We start from the raw sequence: 16,409 nt of genomic DNA on the forward strand, positions 1-16,409 counted from the left end.
TGGGAGTGGGGGCGACTACCGCTCACGCATCGCCTCGCGCGCGCGGTTGAGCGGTTTCAGAAGATATTGCAGCACCGTCTTGCTGCCGGTGTGGATGTCGGCGGTGGCGATCATGCCGGGCACGATCGGAAAGCGCTTGCCCGCCTTGTTGACCAGCGAATCCGCCGTCGTCCGCACGAAGACGCGGTAATAATAGACGTCCGGGTTCACCTCGTCGCGGATGGTGTCGGGCGAGATGCTGCTCACCTTGCCCTCCAGCCCGCCGAAGATCGCATAGTCATAGGCGGTGATCTTGACGCTGGCGCGCTGGCCGGGGCGGATGAAGGCGATGTCGCGCGGCGCGATTCGTGCCTCGACCAGCAGGCGTTCGTCCAGCGGCACGATCTCCATGATCTTGCCATTGGGCGGGATCACGCCGCCGATGGTCGACACCTCGATATTCTTGACCACGCCGCGCACCGGCGAGCGCAGGGTGAGGCGGCTGAGCGTATCCGAGCGGCCGCGCACCACGGGGGCGAGCGCCTCCACCTCCTCGCTGACCTTGGCCAGGTCCTGCCGCGCCTCGACGATATATTGCGAGCGCAGGTCCGATTTCTTCAGGTCCAGATCGGCGCGCTGGCGCTTCAGGCGCAGCACCTCGACATTGCTGGCCGCGCCGACCGCGATCAGGGACTCCCCGATCCCCACTTCGCGGCCGATCAGCGCGAGCGACTCGTCGATCAGCCCGATCGAGCTGGCCAGGCTGCGGCGGCGTGCATCATATAGCCGCTGCTGCTCGGCCTTGAGCGCGGGGAAAGCGTTCAGTTCGGGCGAGAAGGTCAGGGGCGTGCCGTTCACCTCCGCCTGCAACCGCGCCTGCGCGGCGAGCGCGGCGCGGTATTTGGCGGCGCTTTCCTCGACCGTCGATCCGGCTTGCGTGGGGTCGAGCTGCGCCAGGATCTGGCCGGGCTTCACGATATCGTCCTGCCGGACCAGCATCTTGGCGAGGATGCCGCCCTCCAGCGATTGCAGCACCTGTTCGCGGCTGGTCGGCACCACCCGGCCGCTGCCCGTCGCGACCTCGTCCAGCTCGGCGAACCAGGCCCAGCCGAGCGCCACGACGAACAGCGCGGTCAGCACCCAGGTCATCCGCTTGGCCGCGAGCAGCGGCGCGCCGCCCTCGTCGGCGAAGGGCAGGTCGGCGGGATGGGTCAGCGCGGTCATGCCGCCTGGCTTCGCGCGCCGCCCTGTCCGGCCTTGGTCATGGTCGCCAGCGCATTGGCCTTGGGCTGGTCGAGCAATATCTGGCCCTGGTCGATCACGATGATCCGGTCGACCAGTTCGAGCACGCGCATCCGGTGGGTGGCGACGATGACGGTGCGGCCCCGGCTCCACTCGCGGAAGCGTTCGATGAACTGGCGTTCGGCGGTTTCGTCCATCGCGGCGGTCGGCTCGTCGAGCAGCACGACCTGCGGCTGGCGGATCAGCAGCCGCGCGAGCAGCAGCGCCTGTTGCTGCCCGCCCGACAGGCCACGCCCGCCCTCCAGCACGCGGTGCTCCAGCCCGTCGCGCAGCCGCCGGACGAAATCGACCGCGCCGACCATGGCGAGCGCGGCCAGGATCGCCTCGTCGCGCGCCATCGGTGCGCCCATGGTCAGATTCTCGCGCAGCGTCCCGTGGAACAGGCGGCTGTCCTGGGTCAGCAGCGCGACGTCGCGGCGGACATCGCCGGGATCGATCTGGTGCAGCGCGAGATCGTCGAGCAGCACCTCGCCCGATATCGGCTGGAGCATCCCCGACAGGCCTTGCAGCAGCGTGGACTTGCCCGCCCCGTTGCGGCCGAGCAGCGCGATCGTCTCGCCCGCCGCGATATCCAGCCGGGGGACGGTCAGCGCCGGGGGCGCATCGGGATCGGCATAGCCGAACACTGCCGAGCGCAGCGCGAAGCGCCCGGCGACCGAGGGCAGGGGGATGCGATGCTCGGCATCGGGGTGGTCGACCGGCAGCGCCATGATCTGGTTCAGGCTCTGCGCGGCGACCTTGGCATGCTGATAGCGGCCGAGAAGGTGCGACACCTGCCCCATCGGCGCCATCATCCGGCTGGCCAGCATCGAGGTCGCGACCAGCGCGCCGGTCGTGATGTCGCCCGCGATGACCATCGGCGCGCCGACGAAGATCACGGTCGCATAGACCGCATTCTGCACGCTCTGCGCCCAGGTCGACAGGCTGGCGGTCAGCCCGCGCAGGCGCAACTGCGCCTCGCCCGCGACCGCGTTGCAATGGTTCCACTGGCGCTGGAAACGCTCCTCGGCCTGGAGCGTCTTGATATCCTCGATCCCCTGCACCGCCTCGACCAGCAGGGCGTTGCGCAGCGAGGTCTCGCGCATCGACTCGGTGGCATGCGCGCGCAGCCGCCGCTGGGCGAGGAGGCTCGGCAGCAGGAGCGCGACCAGCGCCACCACCGGCACCAGCGCCAGCGTGCCGCCGATGAAGCAGAGGATGGCGAGGAACAGCAGGAAGAAGGGAAGGTCCGCCACCGCCGCGACGGTGGTCGAGGTCAGCATGTCGCGCACCTGGTCCAGATCGCGAAGCTGCGCGATGAAGGTGCCGGTCGAGGTCGGCCGCGCGCGGTTGCGGACGCGCAGCGCATGGCCGAACACCCGGTCGGACAGCCGTAGGTCGGCGCGCTTGCCGAGGATATCGGTGATGCCGACCCGCAGCCGCCGCAGGACATAATCGAACCCGGTCGCCAGCAGCACGCCCAGGAACAGGATATAGAGCGTCGGCATCGACTGGGCAGGGACCACCCGGTCATAGACCTGCATCGAGAACAGCACGCCCGCCAGCCCCAGGCAGTTGGTCACGACCGAGGCGATGGCGACATGCCCGTAGCCCCGCGCATCCTGGAGCAGGATGTCGCGCAGCCAGTGCGGCTGGAAGGGGCGGATATAGCTGTCGACGCGGACATCGGCGGCCGAGCGCGACGGGCGGGGGATGACGAAGACGCGGGTCTGTTCGACCAGCGCGGCGAGCGGTCGCTGGACCGCCAGATCGCCCTCGCCCGCGACGGTGAACAGCGCCTGCCCCCCGGCATCGATCGCGGTGATCAGCGCCAGCTCGCCGTCCGCCAGGCACGCGATAACCGGCAGCCGCCAGCTGGTCAGCCGGACGCTGGCCGGGGCGGCGAAGCGCACCGACAGGCCCGAGGCGCGAGCGAGCGCGCGGACCCGCATCTCCTCGTCGCCCTCGCCCTGCCATAGTGCGGTCAGCCGCGCGCGCTGTTCGGCAAAGGGCATGCGGTAATGGCGGGCGACCTGGCCCATCATGTCGATCCAGCCCTGCGCATCGGCGGGCGCGGTCACAGCGTCACCCCCCGGATGCTGGTGCCGGTCAGCCCGAAATCGTCGCGCGCCTGGCCCGAGACATAGAGGCATTCCACCGCCAGTCGCCGCAGGTCATGCTGGGTATTTGCCGCGTCGAAGCGCGCCTGCTGCAATTCCTGTTCGGCGTTGAGCAGGTCGACCAGCGTGCGCGTGCCCATCTCCAGATATTGCAGGCGATAGAGCTTGCCCGTCTCGACCATATTGTCCTGCCGTTCGGCGAGCGTGGCGAGCAGTTGCGACAGCCCGGCCATCTGCTGCTGCGCCTCGGCGAGTTGCTGGCCCGCCTCGTTGCGCGCCTGCCGCTCGGCGGCCTCGGCGGCGCGGACGCCGTAATCGGCGCTGCGCGCGCGGGCGCGCACCGCATTGCCGCCGAACACGTCGCTGGTGACGTTCAACCCGAAATTATAGAGGCTCCGGTCGGAAAAGGGCGACGACACATCGGCCGAGGCATCGCCCGCCAGCGCGATGGTGGGCAGCCGACCGGCATGGGCGCGCCGCGCCTCGGCGGTCGCCTGTTCATATTGCGCGCGGGCCCGCATGATCGCGGGCACATCGGCCCAGTCGACTGTCATCGCGCGGCCGCAGCTGCGCAACAGCCAGTCGGGCACCTGCGGATCGACCGCGGGCGCGCTCTCGCGGCCCAGCAGGAAGGACAGGCTGGTGGTCCAGCGGCGCTGTTCCGCCTCGATCCGGGTCAGCGTCGCGCGCGCGGCGGCGACCCGCGACTGGGCCTGGAGCGCGTCGGAGCGCGTCGTCGCGCCCTTGCCGAACCGCTTTTCGACCAGCGCGCTGATATCCTCGATCCGTGCCAGCTGCTCCATCGCGATGGCGCGCAGCGCGGCGTTGCGCTGGACCTCGATCATCGCAAAGCCGGTGTCGCGGATCAGCGCGTCCACCGCCAGCAACAGGTCGGCGCGCCCGATCCGGGTGCCCGCGCGCGCCGATTCCACCGCGCCCGCGACCTTGCCGAAATCATACAGCATCTGCGAGGCGGACAGTTGCGGCCGGGGGCGCCAGCCGGTGCTGATCCGGCTGTCATAGCCGCTGCCGACGCCCGCGCTGATTCGGGGGAGATAGCCCGCGCGCGCAACCTCGACATCCTCGCCGCGCGCGTCCAGCGTCGCGCTGGCCTGCGTGACCGAGGGGTGCCAGGCCAGCACCTCGCGCATGGCGCTTTCCATCGTGACGGCCGGTTCGGCCGATACGGGAGGGCTTGCCATGATCACCGCCAGAACAGCCGCCATCACCCTTTCCGATCGTCGCTGGTAGCGTTCACGCCACTCTGTTCTCATCAGGCGCCTTTCCTAGCCTCTCCAGCGCCGGAGTTCGGCTAAACTACTTTAATAAAAAAAGAAAAGTGCCGAAGACTGGCGCCTTCGGCACTCCCAATCACGTCCATTTCCGGAGTGGTGACCGCATTCGTCACATTATGTGCATGGTCGCCAGCTTCTCCTGCTCGGGATCGGCCGAAACGGTCAGATAGCCCAGCGGATCGTCGACGATCGGCGCGGCGTCGATGGGACCGATATCAGTGGCGATCGCGGTCGATCCCCGATCGTCGTCGGTCAGGGTGACGGTCGCGGGCTGCTGCGTCTCCAGATAGCGGGTCAGCACCGCCTCCAGATCGCCCTGGCCCTCCATCAGCGACAGGGCGATGCGCGCATCGCCATGGTCGGCGGTGACCACCGGCGCGGGCTGGTCGATGTCCGCCATCATCGGCACCACGTCGAGCGCCAGATGATCCATGCCATCGGCATCGAGCGCGGTGATCGTCGCGGCCGGGAAGGCCGGGGCGACGCCGTTGTTGATGTCGACCGCGACGTCCAGCCGCGCGGTCGCCACCTGCCCGTCGGGCTGGACGATCTGATAGGTGAAGCTGTCCACCGGATCGACCGCCGAATAGCCCAGCGTCGTGCTCGGCTGGTAGCTATACTGTCCGACCTCGTTGATCGTCAGCGTGCCGTGCGCCCCCGTCAGCGTCAGCGGCGTGTCGCCCACCGCGACGAAGCGGCCGCCCGACAACATCCGGATTTCCAGGAAGTCGCTGCCCGGCGCGTCGTTCGCCAGCAGGTCGCCGCTGACGGGGGTCGTGCCGGTCAGCGCGAACTGGTCGAGATGGGTGACCGTCTGGGCGACATAGACGCTGCTCGTATAGCCGGTGCCCAGCGCGTTGGTGCTGGTGACGGTGTAGTTGTAGGTGCCCGAGGGCAACCCGGTCATCGTCACGCTGAGCCCGGTGCCCAGGACCCCGCCAATGCCCGCCACGCCGGTGCCCGAATTTGTGCCGACCACCGTGCCCGCCGCATTGGTGACGGTGATCGTATAGCTGGGCAGCAGCGCCAGCCCCGGCGCGATGACCGCCGACAGGGTGACGTTGGCGACGCTGTTGGCGTCCACCGTGAAGCTGTCGACGGCCCGCCCGGTCTGCGGCCCGGACAATATGCTCGCCAGCGGCGTGGTGAAGCTGGTGTCAACGACCGGCGCGCGCGTCTCGACCACGTTGACGAAGCTGGCCGCGGCGGTGGCGACGTCGTTCACGGCCAGCGGCGCGCCGGTCACGTCGGGGCTGCCGATCGTGATGGTCAGCGTGGCGCTCTCGCGTTCATTGTCCGAGGCGTCGAGCAGCGTGTAGGTGAAGCGGTCGACCTTGCCGAGCACCGCCGCATTCGCATCGGGGACATAGGTGTAGCTGCCGTCGCGCGCGATGGTCAGCGTACCCCATAGACCCGCGACGATCGTGGCGTCGGCCGTCACCGCCGTCGTCACGCCGTTCAGCGTCACGCTCTCCACGACCGTCTGCGGGCTGACCACGTCGATCTGGCCGCCGGTGCCGGGATCGGTGATGACGTTGCCGTTGGTGACGGCGGGTATGACCTGCGCGATGTCGGTGAAGTCGGAATCGACCCCGGTGACGCTCAGCCCGCCCAGCAGCCCGACGCCCAGCGTATTGTCGAAGGTGACGAAGGCGCGGTACTGGCCCGGCCCCAGATCGGCATTGGCGACGAGGTTGCCGTTCAGCAGCCCGACCTCCAGCAGCGACGACGTGCCACCGCCATCGACCGCGACCCAGCTGGTCCCGTTGAACCGCTGGACCACCACCGAATAGCCGCTGGCGACCCCGACATTGGCCAGCGAGTCATAGGTGAAGGTCGCCGCCAGCGTATGGCCCGCATCGACGGTAAACTGGACATTGGGGATGGCCAGCACCTGCGCATCGAGGTTGACCAGCCCCAGCGAGACCAGCGCGGTATAATTGGCGCTGCCCAGATTCTCGTTGGTCTGGACAGGGACCAGGTCGACCAGCGCCGTGGCGGTGTTGTCGAAGGCGCCGATGTCGAAGGGCGCGACGATCGACACCGCCGCCGAGACATTGCCCGCCCCGTCGCGCAGGCCCACGCTCAGCGTTTCGCCCGCCAGCTGCGGGCTGGGCAGGGTGACCGCATAGAGCCCTCCGGGGGCGACCGTGCCGGTGCCGATGACGGTCCCGGCGGCGTTGCGCACCTCCACCGTGGTGCCCGGCTCGCCCAGGCCGCTGACCACCGTGCCGCCCGGATTGATCGTGGCGGTCGGGGGCGCGGGGGGCGTGATGTCGGGGGCACTGGCGACGATCCGGATCGAGGCGTTGCCCGCCGCATCGGTCTGGGTCACGCTCAGCAGCTGGCCATTGGCCTGCGGCGTGGACAGCGTCGCGCTATAGCCGCCATCCGCACCGACCAGCGCGGTGCCGACCAGCTGTCCGGCGGGGTCGAGGATGCGGATCGTTGCCCCCGCCTCGCCGGTGCCGGTGACGGTCGTGCCCGTGCCGTTGACCGTCGCCAGCGGGGCGGCGGGCGGCGTGATGTCGGGCGCGATCACGCTGCCGGGTAGCGAGGCATTGCCCGCGACATCGGCCTGCGTCACCTGAAGCACCTGGCCATTGGCCTGCGGCACGGTCAGCGTCACGCTATAGCTGCCATTGGCCGCGACGATGCCGGTGCCGATGACCGTGCCCAGCGGATCGCGGACGGTGACCGTCGCTCCGGCCTCGCCGGTGCCGGTGACCAGCGTACCGACGCCGTTGATCGCGGCGGTCAGCCCGATCGGGGCGGTGATGTCGGGCGCGGTCGCCTGCGCGCTCGCCGAGACATTGCCCGCCGCATCGGCCTGGCTGAGCGACAGGAGCTGGCCGTTCGCCTGGGCCGGGACGAGCGGCACGGCGAAGCTGCCGTCCGCCGCGACCAGTGCGGTGCCCAGAATGGCGCCGCCCGGCCCCCGGATGGTGACGGTCGCCCCCGCCTCGCCGGTGCCGGTCAGGGTGGTGCCGTCCCCCGACACGATGCCGACCGGCGCCAGCGGCGCGGTGAGGTCGGGTGCGGTCACGGCGGCAGCGGCCCCGACATTGCCCCCGGTATCGGCCTGGGTCACGGACAGCGCCTGGCCGTTGACCTGCGGCGTGGCGAGGATGGCGGCATAGCTGCCGTTGGGGGCCACCACCGCCGTGGCGATCACCGTGCCGCCCGCGTCGCGGATGGTGACGGTCGCGCCCGCCTCGCCCTGGCCGGAGATCAGCGTCCCCGCGCCGTTGATCGCGGCGGTCAGGCCGACCGGCGCGGTGATGTCGGGCGCGCTGACCTGCGCGATCGGCGAGACATTGCCCGTCGGGTCGCTCTGGCTGAGCGACAGCAGCTGGCCATTGGCCTGGGGCGGCGTCAGCGTCGCGGTGAAGCTGCCGTCCCCGGCCACCAGCGCGGTGCCCAGCACGATGCCGCCGGGCCCTCGGATGGTGACGGTGGCGCCCGCCTCGCCGGTGCCGGTGATGGCGGTGCCGTCGCCCGCGACGATGCCGACCGGCGCGAGCGGCGCGGTCAGGTCGGGGGCGGTGACGGGGGCGGGGGTGCCGCTATTGCCCGCCGCATCCACCTGGGTCGCGACCAGCAGCTGGCCGTTGACCTGCGGCGTGGTCAGGAGCGCGGCATAGCTGCCGTTCGCGGCGACCAGCGCCGTGCCCAGCACCGTCCCGGCGGCATCGCGGATGGTGACGGTCGCCCCCGCTTCGCCCTGGCCCGTGACGATGATGCCTGCGCCGTCGATCGCGGCGGTCAGGCCGACCGGCGCGCTGATGTCGGGCGCGGCGATCTGTGCGATCGGCGAGATATTGCCCGCCGGATCGGCCTGGGTCAGCACCAGCAGCTGGCCATCGGCCTGAGCGGGCGACAGCGTCGCGGTGAAGCTGCCGTCCCCGGCCACCAGCGCGGTGGCCAGGATCGTGCCGCCGACATCGCGGATGGTGACGGTCGCGCCCGCCTCGCCGGTGCCGGTGACCGTGGTCCCGTCTCCGGATACGGTCCCCAGCGGCGCGATCGGCGCGGTGAGGTCGGGCGCGATGACGCCGACGCCGGGCGAGGCATTGCCCGCAGCATCCGCCTGCGTCGCGGTCAGCGGCTGGCCATCGGTCTGCGGCGTGGACAGCACCACCACATAGCGGCCGGTCGCGCCGACCACCCCGCTGCCCAGCAGCGTGCCGCCTGCGTCGGCGATGCGGATGGTCGCGCCGACTTCTCCGACGCCCGTCACCACCGAGCCGGTGGCGTCGATCGTCGCGGTCGGCGCGGCGGGCGGGGTCAGGTCCGGCGCGAGGGCGATGGCGGGGGGCGAGACATCGCCGTCCGCATCGGCCTGGGTCACGCGGACCGTCTCGCCATTGGTCTGCGGCGTGGTCAGCGTGGCGCTGTAGCTGCCGTCCGGATTGACGGTGGTGCCGCCGATGACGGTGCCGGTCGCATCGCGCACGGTGATCGTCGCGCCCGCCTGTCCGGTGCCCGATACGCTCGCGCCGTCCAGCGCGACGCTGGCGATCGGTGCGCCCGGCGTGTCGTTGGGTACCAGATCGGGGGCGATCGCCGCGCCCGGTGCCGAGACATTGCCTGCCGCATCCGCCTGGGTCAGCGTCAATAGCTGTCCGTTGGTCAGCGGCGGGGCGAGCGCGACGGTGAAGCGGCCATCCGCGCCGACCGGCACGGTGGCGATCACCAGCCCGACCGGATCGGTGATGGTGACGATCGCGCCGACCTCGCCGGTGCCGGTCAGGCTGGCGCCATCGACCGCCACGACGGCGGCGGGTGCGTTCGGCGGCGTCAGATCCAGCGCGGCAACGCTCGTGCTGCCCGAGATATTGCCGGTGGCATCGGCTTGGCTGACCGACAGGATCTGCCGGTCGATCTGCGCGACGGGCAGGAGCACGGCATAGCTTCCCCCTGCATTGACGGTCGCGGTGCCCAGCACGTTGCCGCCCGCATCGCGCACCGTCACGGTCGCGCCGACCTCGCCCGTGCCCGACACGATCCTACCCGTCGGATCGAGCGAGGCGAGCGGCGCGCCCGGCGCGGTGATGTCGGGTGCGGTCGCGGTGGTCGCGCCCGAGACATTGCCCGTCGCGTCGGACAGGGTGGCGCTGATCGTCCCGCCATTCGCCTGGGCGGGGGTCAGGGGCACGGCGAACAGGCCATCGGCACCGATCGCGCCGCTGCCGATCACCGTCCCGTCGCCGTCGCGGATGGTGACGGTCGCCCCCGCTTCGCCGCTGCCGCTGGCCAGGGTGCCGTCGGCGTTGACGGCGACCAGCGGCGCATCGGGCGCGGTGAAGTCGGGCGCGGTCACCGTCACCGGGGCGGAGGCATTGCCCGCTGCGTCGGCCTGCGTCACCAGTAGGGTGTCGCCGTCGATCTGGGGCGGGGCGAGGACGACCGTATAGGCGCCGTTGGCGGCGGCGGTCGCGGTGGCGACCACCGTGCCGCCCGCATCGCGCACAGTAACGGTCGCGCCCACCTCGGCCAGCCCGGTCACGACCGTGCCGGTGGCATCGATCGCGGCGGTCAGTCCGACCGGTACGCTGGTATCGAGCGCGGTCAGCGCCAGCGGCGCCGAGACATTGCCCGCCGCATCGGCCTGGGTGACGGTCAGCGCCTGGCCGTTCACCTGCGGCGTGGTCAGCGTGACGGCAAAGCCGCCGTCCGCCCCGACCTGCGCGGTGCCCAGCACCGTTCCGTCCGCCGCGCGCACGGTGACGGTGGCGCCGACCTCGCCGGTGCCGCCGACCGTGATGCCCTCGGGCGACAGCGTGGCGACGGGCGCGGCGGGGGCGGTCAGGTCGGGGGCGATGGGGGCGACGGAGAGCGAGGCATTGCCCGCCGCGTCCGCCTGCGTCACCTGCAAGGTCTCTGCATTGCGTTGCGGGGTGGTCAGCGTCGCGACATAGCTGCCGTCCGCACCGACGATGGCGGTGCCGATGACGATACCGGCAGGATCGCGAATGGTGACGCTGGCCCCCGCTTCGCCCAGGCCGGTCACCAGCGTTCCGTCGCCGCTGACCGTCGCGGTCAGCCCGGTGGGTGCGGTGATGTCCGGCGCGGTGACGATGACGACGGGCGAGGCATTGCCCGCCGCATCGGTCTGGATGATCTGCACGGTCTCGCCATTGGCCTGCGGCGTGGCGAGCGGGACGGCGAAGCCGCCGTCCGCGCCGACCTGCGCGGTGCCCAGCAGGGTGCCGTCGGCGGCCCGCACGGTGACGGTCGCGCCGGGCTCGCCGGTCCCCGCCAGCGTCACCCCGGCATCGACGACCGATCCGGTCGGCGCGAGCGGCGCGGTGATATCGGGCGCGGTCAGCGGGACGGGGGCGGAGACATTGCCCGCCGCATCGGCCTGGGTCACGCTCAGCACCTGGCCATTGGCCTGCGGGGTGGTCAGCGTCGCGCTATAGCCGCCATTGGCATCGACCTGCGCGGTGCCGATCGCCGTGCCGCCCGCATCGCGGATCGTGACGGTCGCACCGGGCTCGCCGCTGCCGGTCACGACGATGCCGTTGCCGTCGATCGTCGCGGTCAGCCCGGTCGGGGCGGTGATGTCCGGTGCGGTGAGGGTGACGGAGGAGGAGCTATTCCCGCCGCGATCGGTCTGGCCGACCGTCAGGGTCTCGCCATTGGCCTGGGCGGGGGACAGGGTGACGCTATAGCCGCCGTCCGCGCCGACCACCGCGCTCGCCAGCGGCGTGCCGTCCGGCCCGCGCACGGTGACCGTGGCGAAGGGCTCGCCGGTGCCGATGACCGCGCTGCCATCCGGCGCGATCGTCGCGACGGGCGCATCGGGGGCGGTCACGTCGGGGGCGGCGACGATGCTGGGGTCGGAGACATTGCCCGCCGCATCGGTCTGCGTCGCGGTCAGGACCTGGCCGCCGGTCTGCGGCGTGGTTAGCGACACGACGAAGCTGGTGTCGGCGGCGACCACCGCGCTGCCCAGCAGATTGCCGTTCGCATCGACGATCCGGACCGTCGCGCCGGGCTCGCCATTGCCATAGACCGCCGCGCCGTCACCCGACAGCGTGACGCCGGGCGCGTCCGGCGGGGTGATGTCGGGGGCGACCGTCATCATCGGCGGCGAGATGTTGCCCGCCGCGTCGGTCTGCGTGACCATCAGCATCTCGCCATTGGCCTGCGGCGTCGGCAGCGTCACCGAGAAGCTGCCGTCCGCCGCCACGGGCGCGGTCGCGATCAGCGTGCCGTCGGCGTCGCGAATCTCGACGATCGCGCCCGCCTCGCCGGTGCCGGTGACGACCGTGCCCTCGGGGCTGAGCGCGACCGAGGGCGCGTCGGGCGCCGCCAGATCGGGCGTGACGATGGTGACGGCGGCGGAGACATTGCCCGCCGCGTCGGTCTGCGTCGCCGACAGCATCCGGCCATCGGCGGTGCCGGTGGGCAACGTGACGCTGAACGCGCCATCCGCGCCGACGATGGCGGTCCCGATCGGCAGGCCATCGGCGTCCGTGACCCGCACGGTCGCGCCGGGCTCGCCCGTCCCGGTCAGCACCGTGCCGTCCGCGCTGACCGCGACGACCGGCGCGCCGGGGGCGCTGGTATCCGGCGCGGTCAGCGAGGCCGCAGCCGAGACATTGCCCGCCGCATCCGCCTGGGTGACGGTCAGCGTCTCGCCATTGGTCTGCGGCGTGGTCAGCGTCAGCGTATAATTGCCCTGCGCATCGACGGTGGCGGAGCCGATGACCTGCCCGGCGGCGTCACGAACCGAAACCGTCGCGCCGGGCTCGCCGGTGCCGGTGACGGTGTCGCCATTCCGCCCGAGCGTCGCGGTCGGCGCGGCGGGCGCGGTCGTATCGGGTGCGGTTAGCGTGGCGGCGGGCGATATATTCCCGGCCGCGTCGGCCTGGGTTACGGTCAGGGTGCCGCCATTGGCCTGCGGCGTGGTCAGCGTCAGCGTGTAGTTGCCCTGCGCATCGACGGTGGCGGAGCCGATGACCTGCCCGGCCGCGTCACGAACCGAAACCGTCGCGCCGGGCTCGCCGGTGCCGGTGACGGTGTCGCCATTCTGCCCCAGCGTGGCAGTCGGTGCGGCGGGCGCGGTCGTATCGGGCGCGTTCAGTGTGGCGGCGGGCGAGGCATTCCCGGCCGCGTCGGCCTGGGTGACGGTCAGGGTGCCGCCATTGACCTGCGGCGTGGTGAGGGTCAGCGTGTAATTGCCCTGCGCATCGACGGTGGTGGTGCCGATGACCTGTCCGGCCGCGTCACGAACCGAAACCGTCGCGCCGGGTTCGCCGGTGCCGGTCACGGTCGCGCCATTCTGGCCGAGCGTCGCGGTCGGTGCGACGGGCGGGGTGATGTCGGGTGCGGTCAGCGTGGCGGCGGACGAGACATTGCCCGCGGCATCCGCCTGGGTGACAGTCAGGGTGCCGCCATTGGCCTGCGGCGTGGTCAGCGTCAGCGTATAATTGCCCTGCGCATCGACCGTTGCGGTGCCCAGCACGTTTCCGGCGGCATCGCGGACGGTGACGGTCGCGCCGGGCTCGCCGGTGCCGGTGATCGTCGTGCCCTGGCCGTTCACGGTCGCGGTTGGGGCGGTGGGGGGTGTGATGTCGGGGGCGGTGACGCTCGCGCCCGGCGAGACATTGCCCGCCGGGTCCGACTGGGTGACGGTGATCGGCTGGCCGTTGGTCTGGGGCGGGTTGAGCGTGACGGCATAGTTGCCGTCCGCGCCGACCGTGCCGGTCCCGATCACCGTGCCGGTGGGATCGGTGACGCGGACCGTCGCCCCGGCCTCGCCGGTGCCGGTGACGCCGGTTCCGGCCGGGTTGAAGATGGCGGTGGGCCGCGCGGGCGCTTGCGTATCGGCGGTCGGTGGGGTGGCGGGGGCGCGATCGTCGCCGCCGCCGCCACCCGAGACGGCCGCGACCAGACCGCCGACCCCCGCCACGCCCAGCACGGCGGGCAGGATGAACGACGCGCCGCCGCCCTGCGCCGCCCCCTGCGCGGCCAGCAGGTCGTCGAGGCTGGTCAGCGCGGTGAAGCGGCCCGCGCCACTGGCGGCGGGATGCGCCAGCCATTGACCGCCCTGATCGTCGCGCAGGACGAGGTCGCTGATGGTGCCGCGCTGCTCGTTGTAGAAATTGTCGATACGAATGGTCTGGCCATCGTTCAGGCGGATGATCAGGTCGTTGCCCTGCCGTTCCATCGCGGCGACCTGCGCGCGGTCGAGGTCGAGCCGGATGACGCTGGGCGCATCCAGCGTGATGACGTCAGCGGCGGTGGTGGTCGTGGTTCCGCTGGCCTTGGCGATGATCTCGGTCTGCATGCCCTGCTCCTCCCAAAAGCTGTTCCCGGCGTCCGGCACGGGATGCCGGACGGGGGCGACGGCGCATGGGTCGCACAGAGATGCGGACGCACGGCCTGCCCCTTATGAAGCGGGAACCACGGCCTGGGTCGGCGGATGCTGGGATTCCGAATCCGGATTTGATTCAGATGGTTAACGGAAGTTTACGCGCGTCCGTCACCGCCGGGGCGAAAGCGTCGGCGCATCGTCGTCGGTCATCGTCACGCGGCGGATCCCGCCGTCCGGGTCGTAGCGGATCCGGTCGATCGCCACGACCCGTTCGCCCTGGAACGGGCCGGGTCCGGCCGCGCGGTCCCAGCGGTGATAGACGATCAGCCAGCGCCCGTCGGGCGTCTTCACGAAGCTATGATGCCCCGGCCCCTGATGCCGCGCGTCGCTGGTCAGGATCGCACCGCGATAGCGCCATGGCCCGACGGGCGAGGGGGCGGTGGCATAATGGACCGAATAATCGGGTCCGTCGAAGCGGCCATGGCTGTAGGACAGGTAATAGAGCCCGCCGCGTTCGTGCATGAACGCGCCTTCGGTGAAGTTCGGCGGCTGTTGCACCGGAATCTCGCGCGCGAGCGACACCATGTCGGGCTTCAGTTGCCAGACGCGCAGCCTCGCCCCCGCGCTGCCGCCCGCATAGAGATAGGTCCGGCCCGACTTGCGGTCGGTAAAGACCATCGGGTCGATCGCCTCGAACCCCGGGCCGCCGATGACGAGCGGGCGGCCGCTGTCGCGATACGGTCCCTCGGGCCGGTCGGCGACGGCCACGCCGATCCGGCTGGGCGTCGGATTTTGCGGGCCGACCGAATAATAGAGATAATAGCGGCCGCCCCGCACTGCGACGCCGGGCGCCCAGAGGAAATGGTCGCGGGCGCCGTCGTCCTTGATCCAGCCGATCTGGTCGCGCCGGATCAGCGCGCCGCGCGGCCGCCAGTCCTTGAGGTCGCGGCTGGAAAAGGCGCCGAACCGGTCGGCGGCCCAACTGCCCCCCGGCCCGCCGGTGGGAAAGATCCACATCTCGTCGCCGATCATCATGGCATGCGGGTCGGCCCCCTCGAATTGCGGGTTCCGCGCGGCGACCGAGACGGTGATCGCCAGCGCCAGTCCGGCGGCGGCGCAATAGTGGAACGCCCTCATCCTGATCCTCTCTCATGGTTGCGGCCGACCTGTCGCGGTCGATCCGATTGGTCGTACAATATCCTGTAACATCGACGGATTTTTCTCTAGCCTCCTCGTGCAAAAGACCAACAAGACAAGGGAGAGGATGGGATGAAGCCATGGATGCTGGGCGGAATCGCGCTGCTCGCGCTGTTGCCCGCCGCACCGGCCGAGGCGCGGGACCGCTGGACCGAGGCGCAGGCCCGGGCCTGGTATGATCGCCAGCCCTGGCTGGTGGGGGCCAACTACACCCCCGCCTCGGCGATCAACCAGCTGGAGATGTGGCAGGCGGCGACCTGGGCCCCGAAGCGGATCGACCGGGAACTGGCGCTGGCGCAGGGGATCGGGATGAACACGATGCGCGTGTTCCTGCACGACCAGCTCTGGGCGCAGGACCCGGAGGGGTTCAGGCAGCGGATCGGCGCGTTCCTGACCATCGCCAGCGCGCATGGCATCCGCCCGCTCTTCGTGCTGTTCGACAGCTGCTGGGACCCGAACCCCCGGCCGGGGCCGCAGCATCCGCCGATCCCCGGCGTCCACAATTCGGGCTGGGTGCAGGGACCGGGAATGGCGGGGTTGCGCGACCGTGCGCGATGGCCCCGCTACCGCGCCTATGTGCAGGGCGTCATCGGCGCCTTTCGCGACGATCCGCGCATCCTGGGCTGGGACGTGTGGAACGAGCCCGACAATGGCGCCGACCAGTATAAGGGGCAGGAGGACAAGGAGCCGCTGGTCCGCGCGATGCTGGCGCAGGTGTTCGACTGGGCCCGCGCGGCGGAGCCGTCGCAGCCGATCACGTCGGGCGTATGGCTGGGCGAGGACTGGGCGCCGGGCGGGCGCGCCTCGCCGATGGAGAGGCTGCAACTGGCGCAGTCGGACGTGATCTCGTTCCACGACTATAGCTGGCCCGAGACGTTCGAGCGGCGGGTCAGGCAACTGCTCCCCTATAACCGCCCGATCCTGTGCACCGAATATATGGCGCGCGGTAATGGATCGACCTTCGACGGATCGCTGCCCATCGGCAAGCGGTACAATGTCGCGATGATGAACTGGGGCTTTGTCGATGGGAAGACGCAGACACGGCTGCCATGGGATAGCTGGAAGAAGCCCTATGTCCTTGAGGAACCGACCATCTGGTTTCACGAGGTGTTTCGCGGCGACGGCACGCCCTATCGCCCGGGCGGAGACCGATCTGATCCGCCGCCTGGCCGCCGCGCCCAAGGGGGTGGTGCCCGCCGCCCCCTGATC

At 71.0% G+C, this 16,409-nt stretch carries 5 protein-coding genes and 1 pseudogene; 1 reads left to right on the forward strand and 5 read right to left on the reverse strand.

All coding sequences use genetic code 11. The features are described 5' to 3' along the window. Nucleotides 1-15 precede the first annotated feature (15 nt). From QE385_RS17370 to QE385_RS17390, 5 genes are all read right to left on the reverse strand, one after another. The gene (locus tag QE385_RS17370) at nucleotides 16-1,203 is read right to left on the reverse strand and encodes an HlyD family efflux transporter periplasmic adaptor subunit (RefSeq protein ID WP_307103989.1); all 1,188 of its coding nucleotides are present in this window, start codon (nucleotides 1,201-1,203) and stop codon (nucleotides 16-18) included. Beyond that, nucleotides 1,200-3,341, reverse strand: coding sequence for a type I secretion system permease/ATPase (locus QE385_RS17375; RefSeq protein ID WP_307103991.1), 2,142 nt, complete (start codon nucleotides 3,339-3,341; stop codon nucleotides 1,200-1,202). The genes QE385_RS17370 and QE385_RS17375 overlap by 4 nt, the downstream gene beginning before the upstream one ends. After that, nucleotides 3,338-4,606: a TolC family protein gene (locus tag QE385_RS17380; protein WP_307103993.1), complete on the reverse strand. Its 1,269-nt coding sequence runs from the start codon at nucleotides 4,604-4,606 to the stop codon at nucleotides 3,338-3,340. Before QE385_RS17380 ends, QE385_RS17375 begins: the two co-directional genes overlap by 4 nt. Nucleotides 4,607-4,784: 178 nt before the next feature. Continuing rightward, entirely contained in the window at nucleotides 4,785-13,976 is a 9,192-nt protein-coding gene (locus QE385_RS17385; RefSeq protein WP_307103996.1) for a BapA/Bap/LapF family large adhesin, read from the reverse strand. Between the two features lie 195 nt (nucleotides 13,977-14,171). After that, a complete protein-coding gene (locus tag QE385_RS17390; protein ID WP_307103999.1) occupies nucleotides 14,172-15,140 on the reverse strand; it encodes a family 43 glycosylhydrolase in 969 nt (322 codons plus the stop codon). A gap of 132 nt (nucleotides 15,141-15,272) precedes the next feature. Between QE385_RS17390 and QE385_RS17395 the strand changes: the two are divergent. Then, nucleotides 15,273-16,407 (forward strand): annotated as a pseudogene (locus QE385_RS17395) (1,4-beta-xylanase). Nucleotides 16,408-16,409 lie beyond the last annotated feature (2 nt).

Origin of the sequence: Sphingomonas sp. SORGH_AS_0950 (assembly GCF_030818415.1) — a bacterium.
Classification (GTDB): Bacteria; Pseudomonadota; Alphaproteobacteria; order Sphingomonadales; family Sphingomonadaceae; genus Sphingomonas.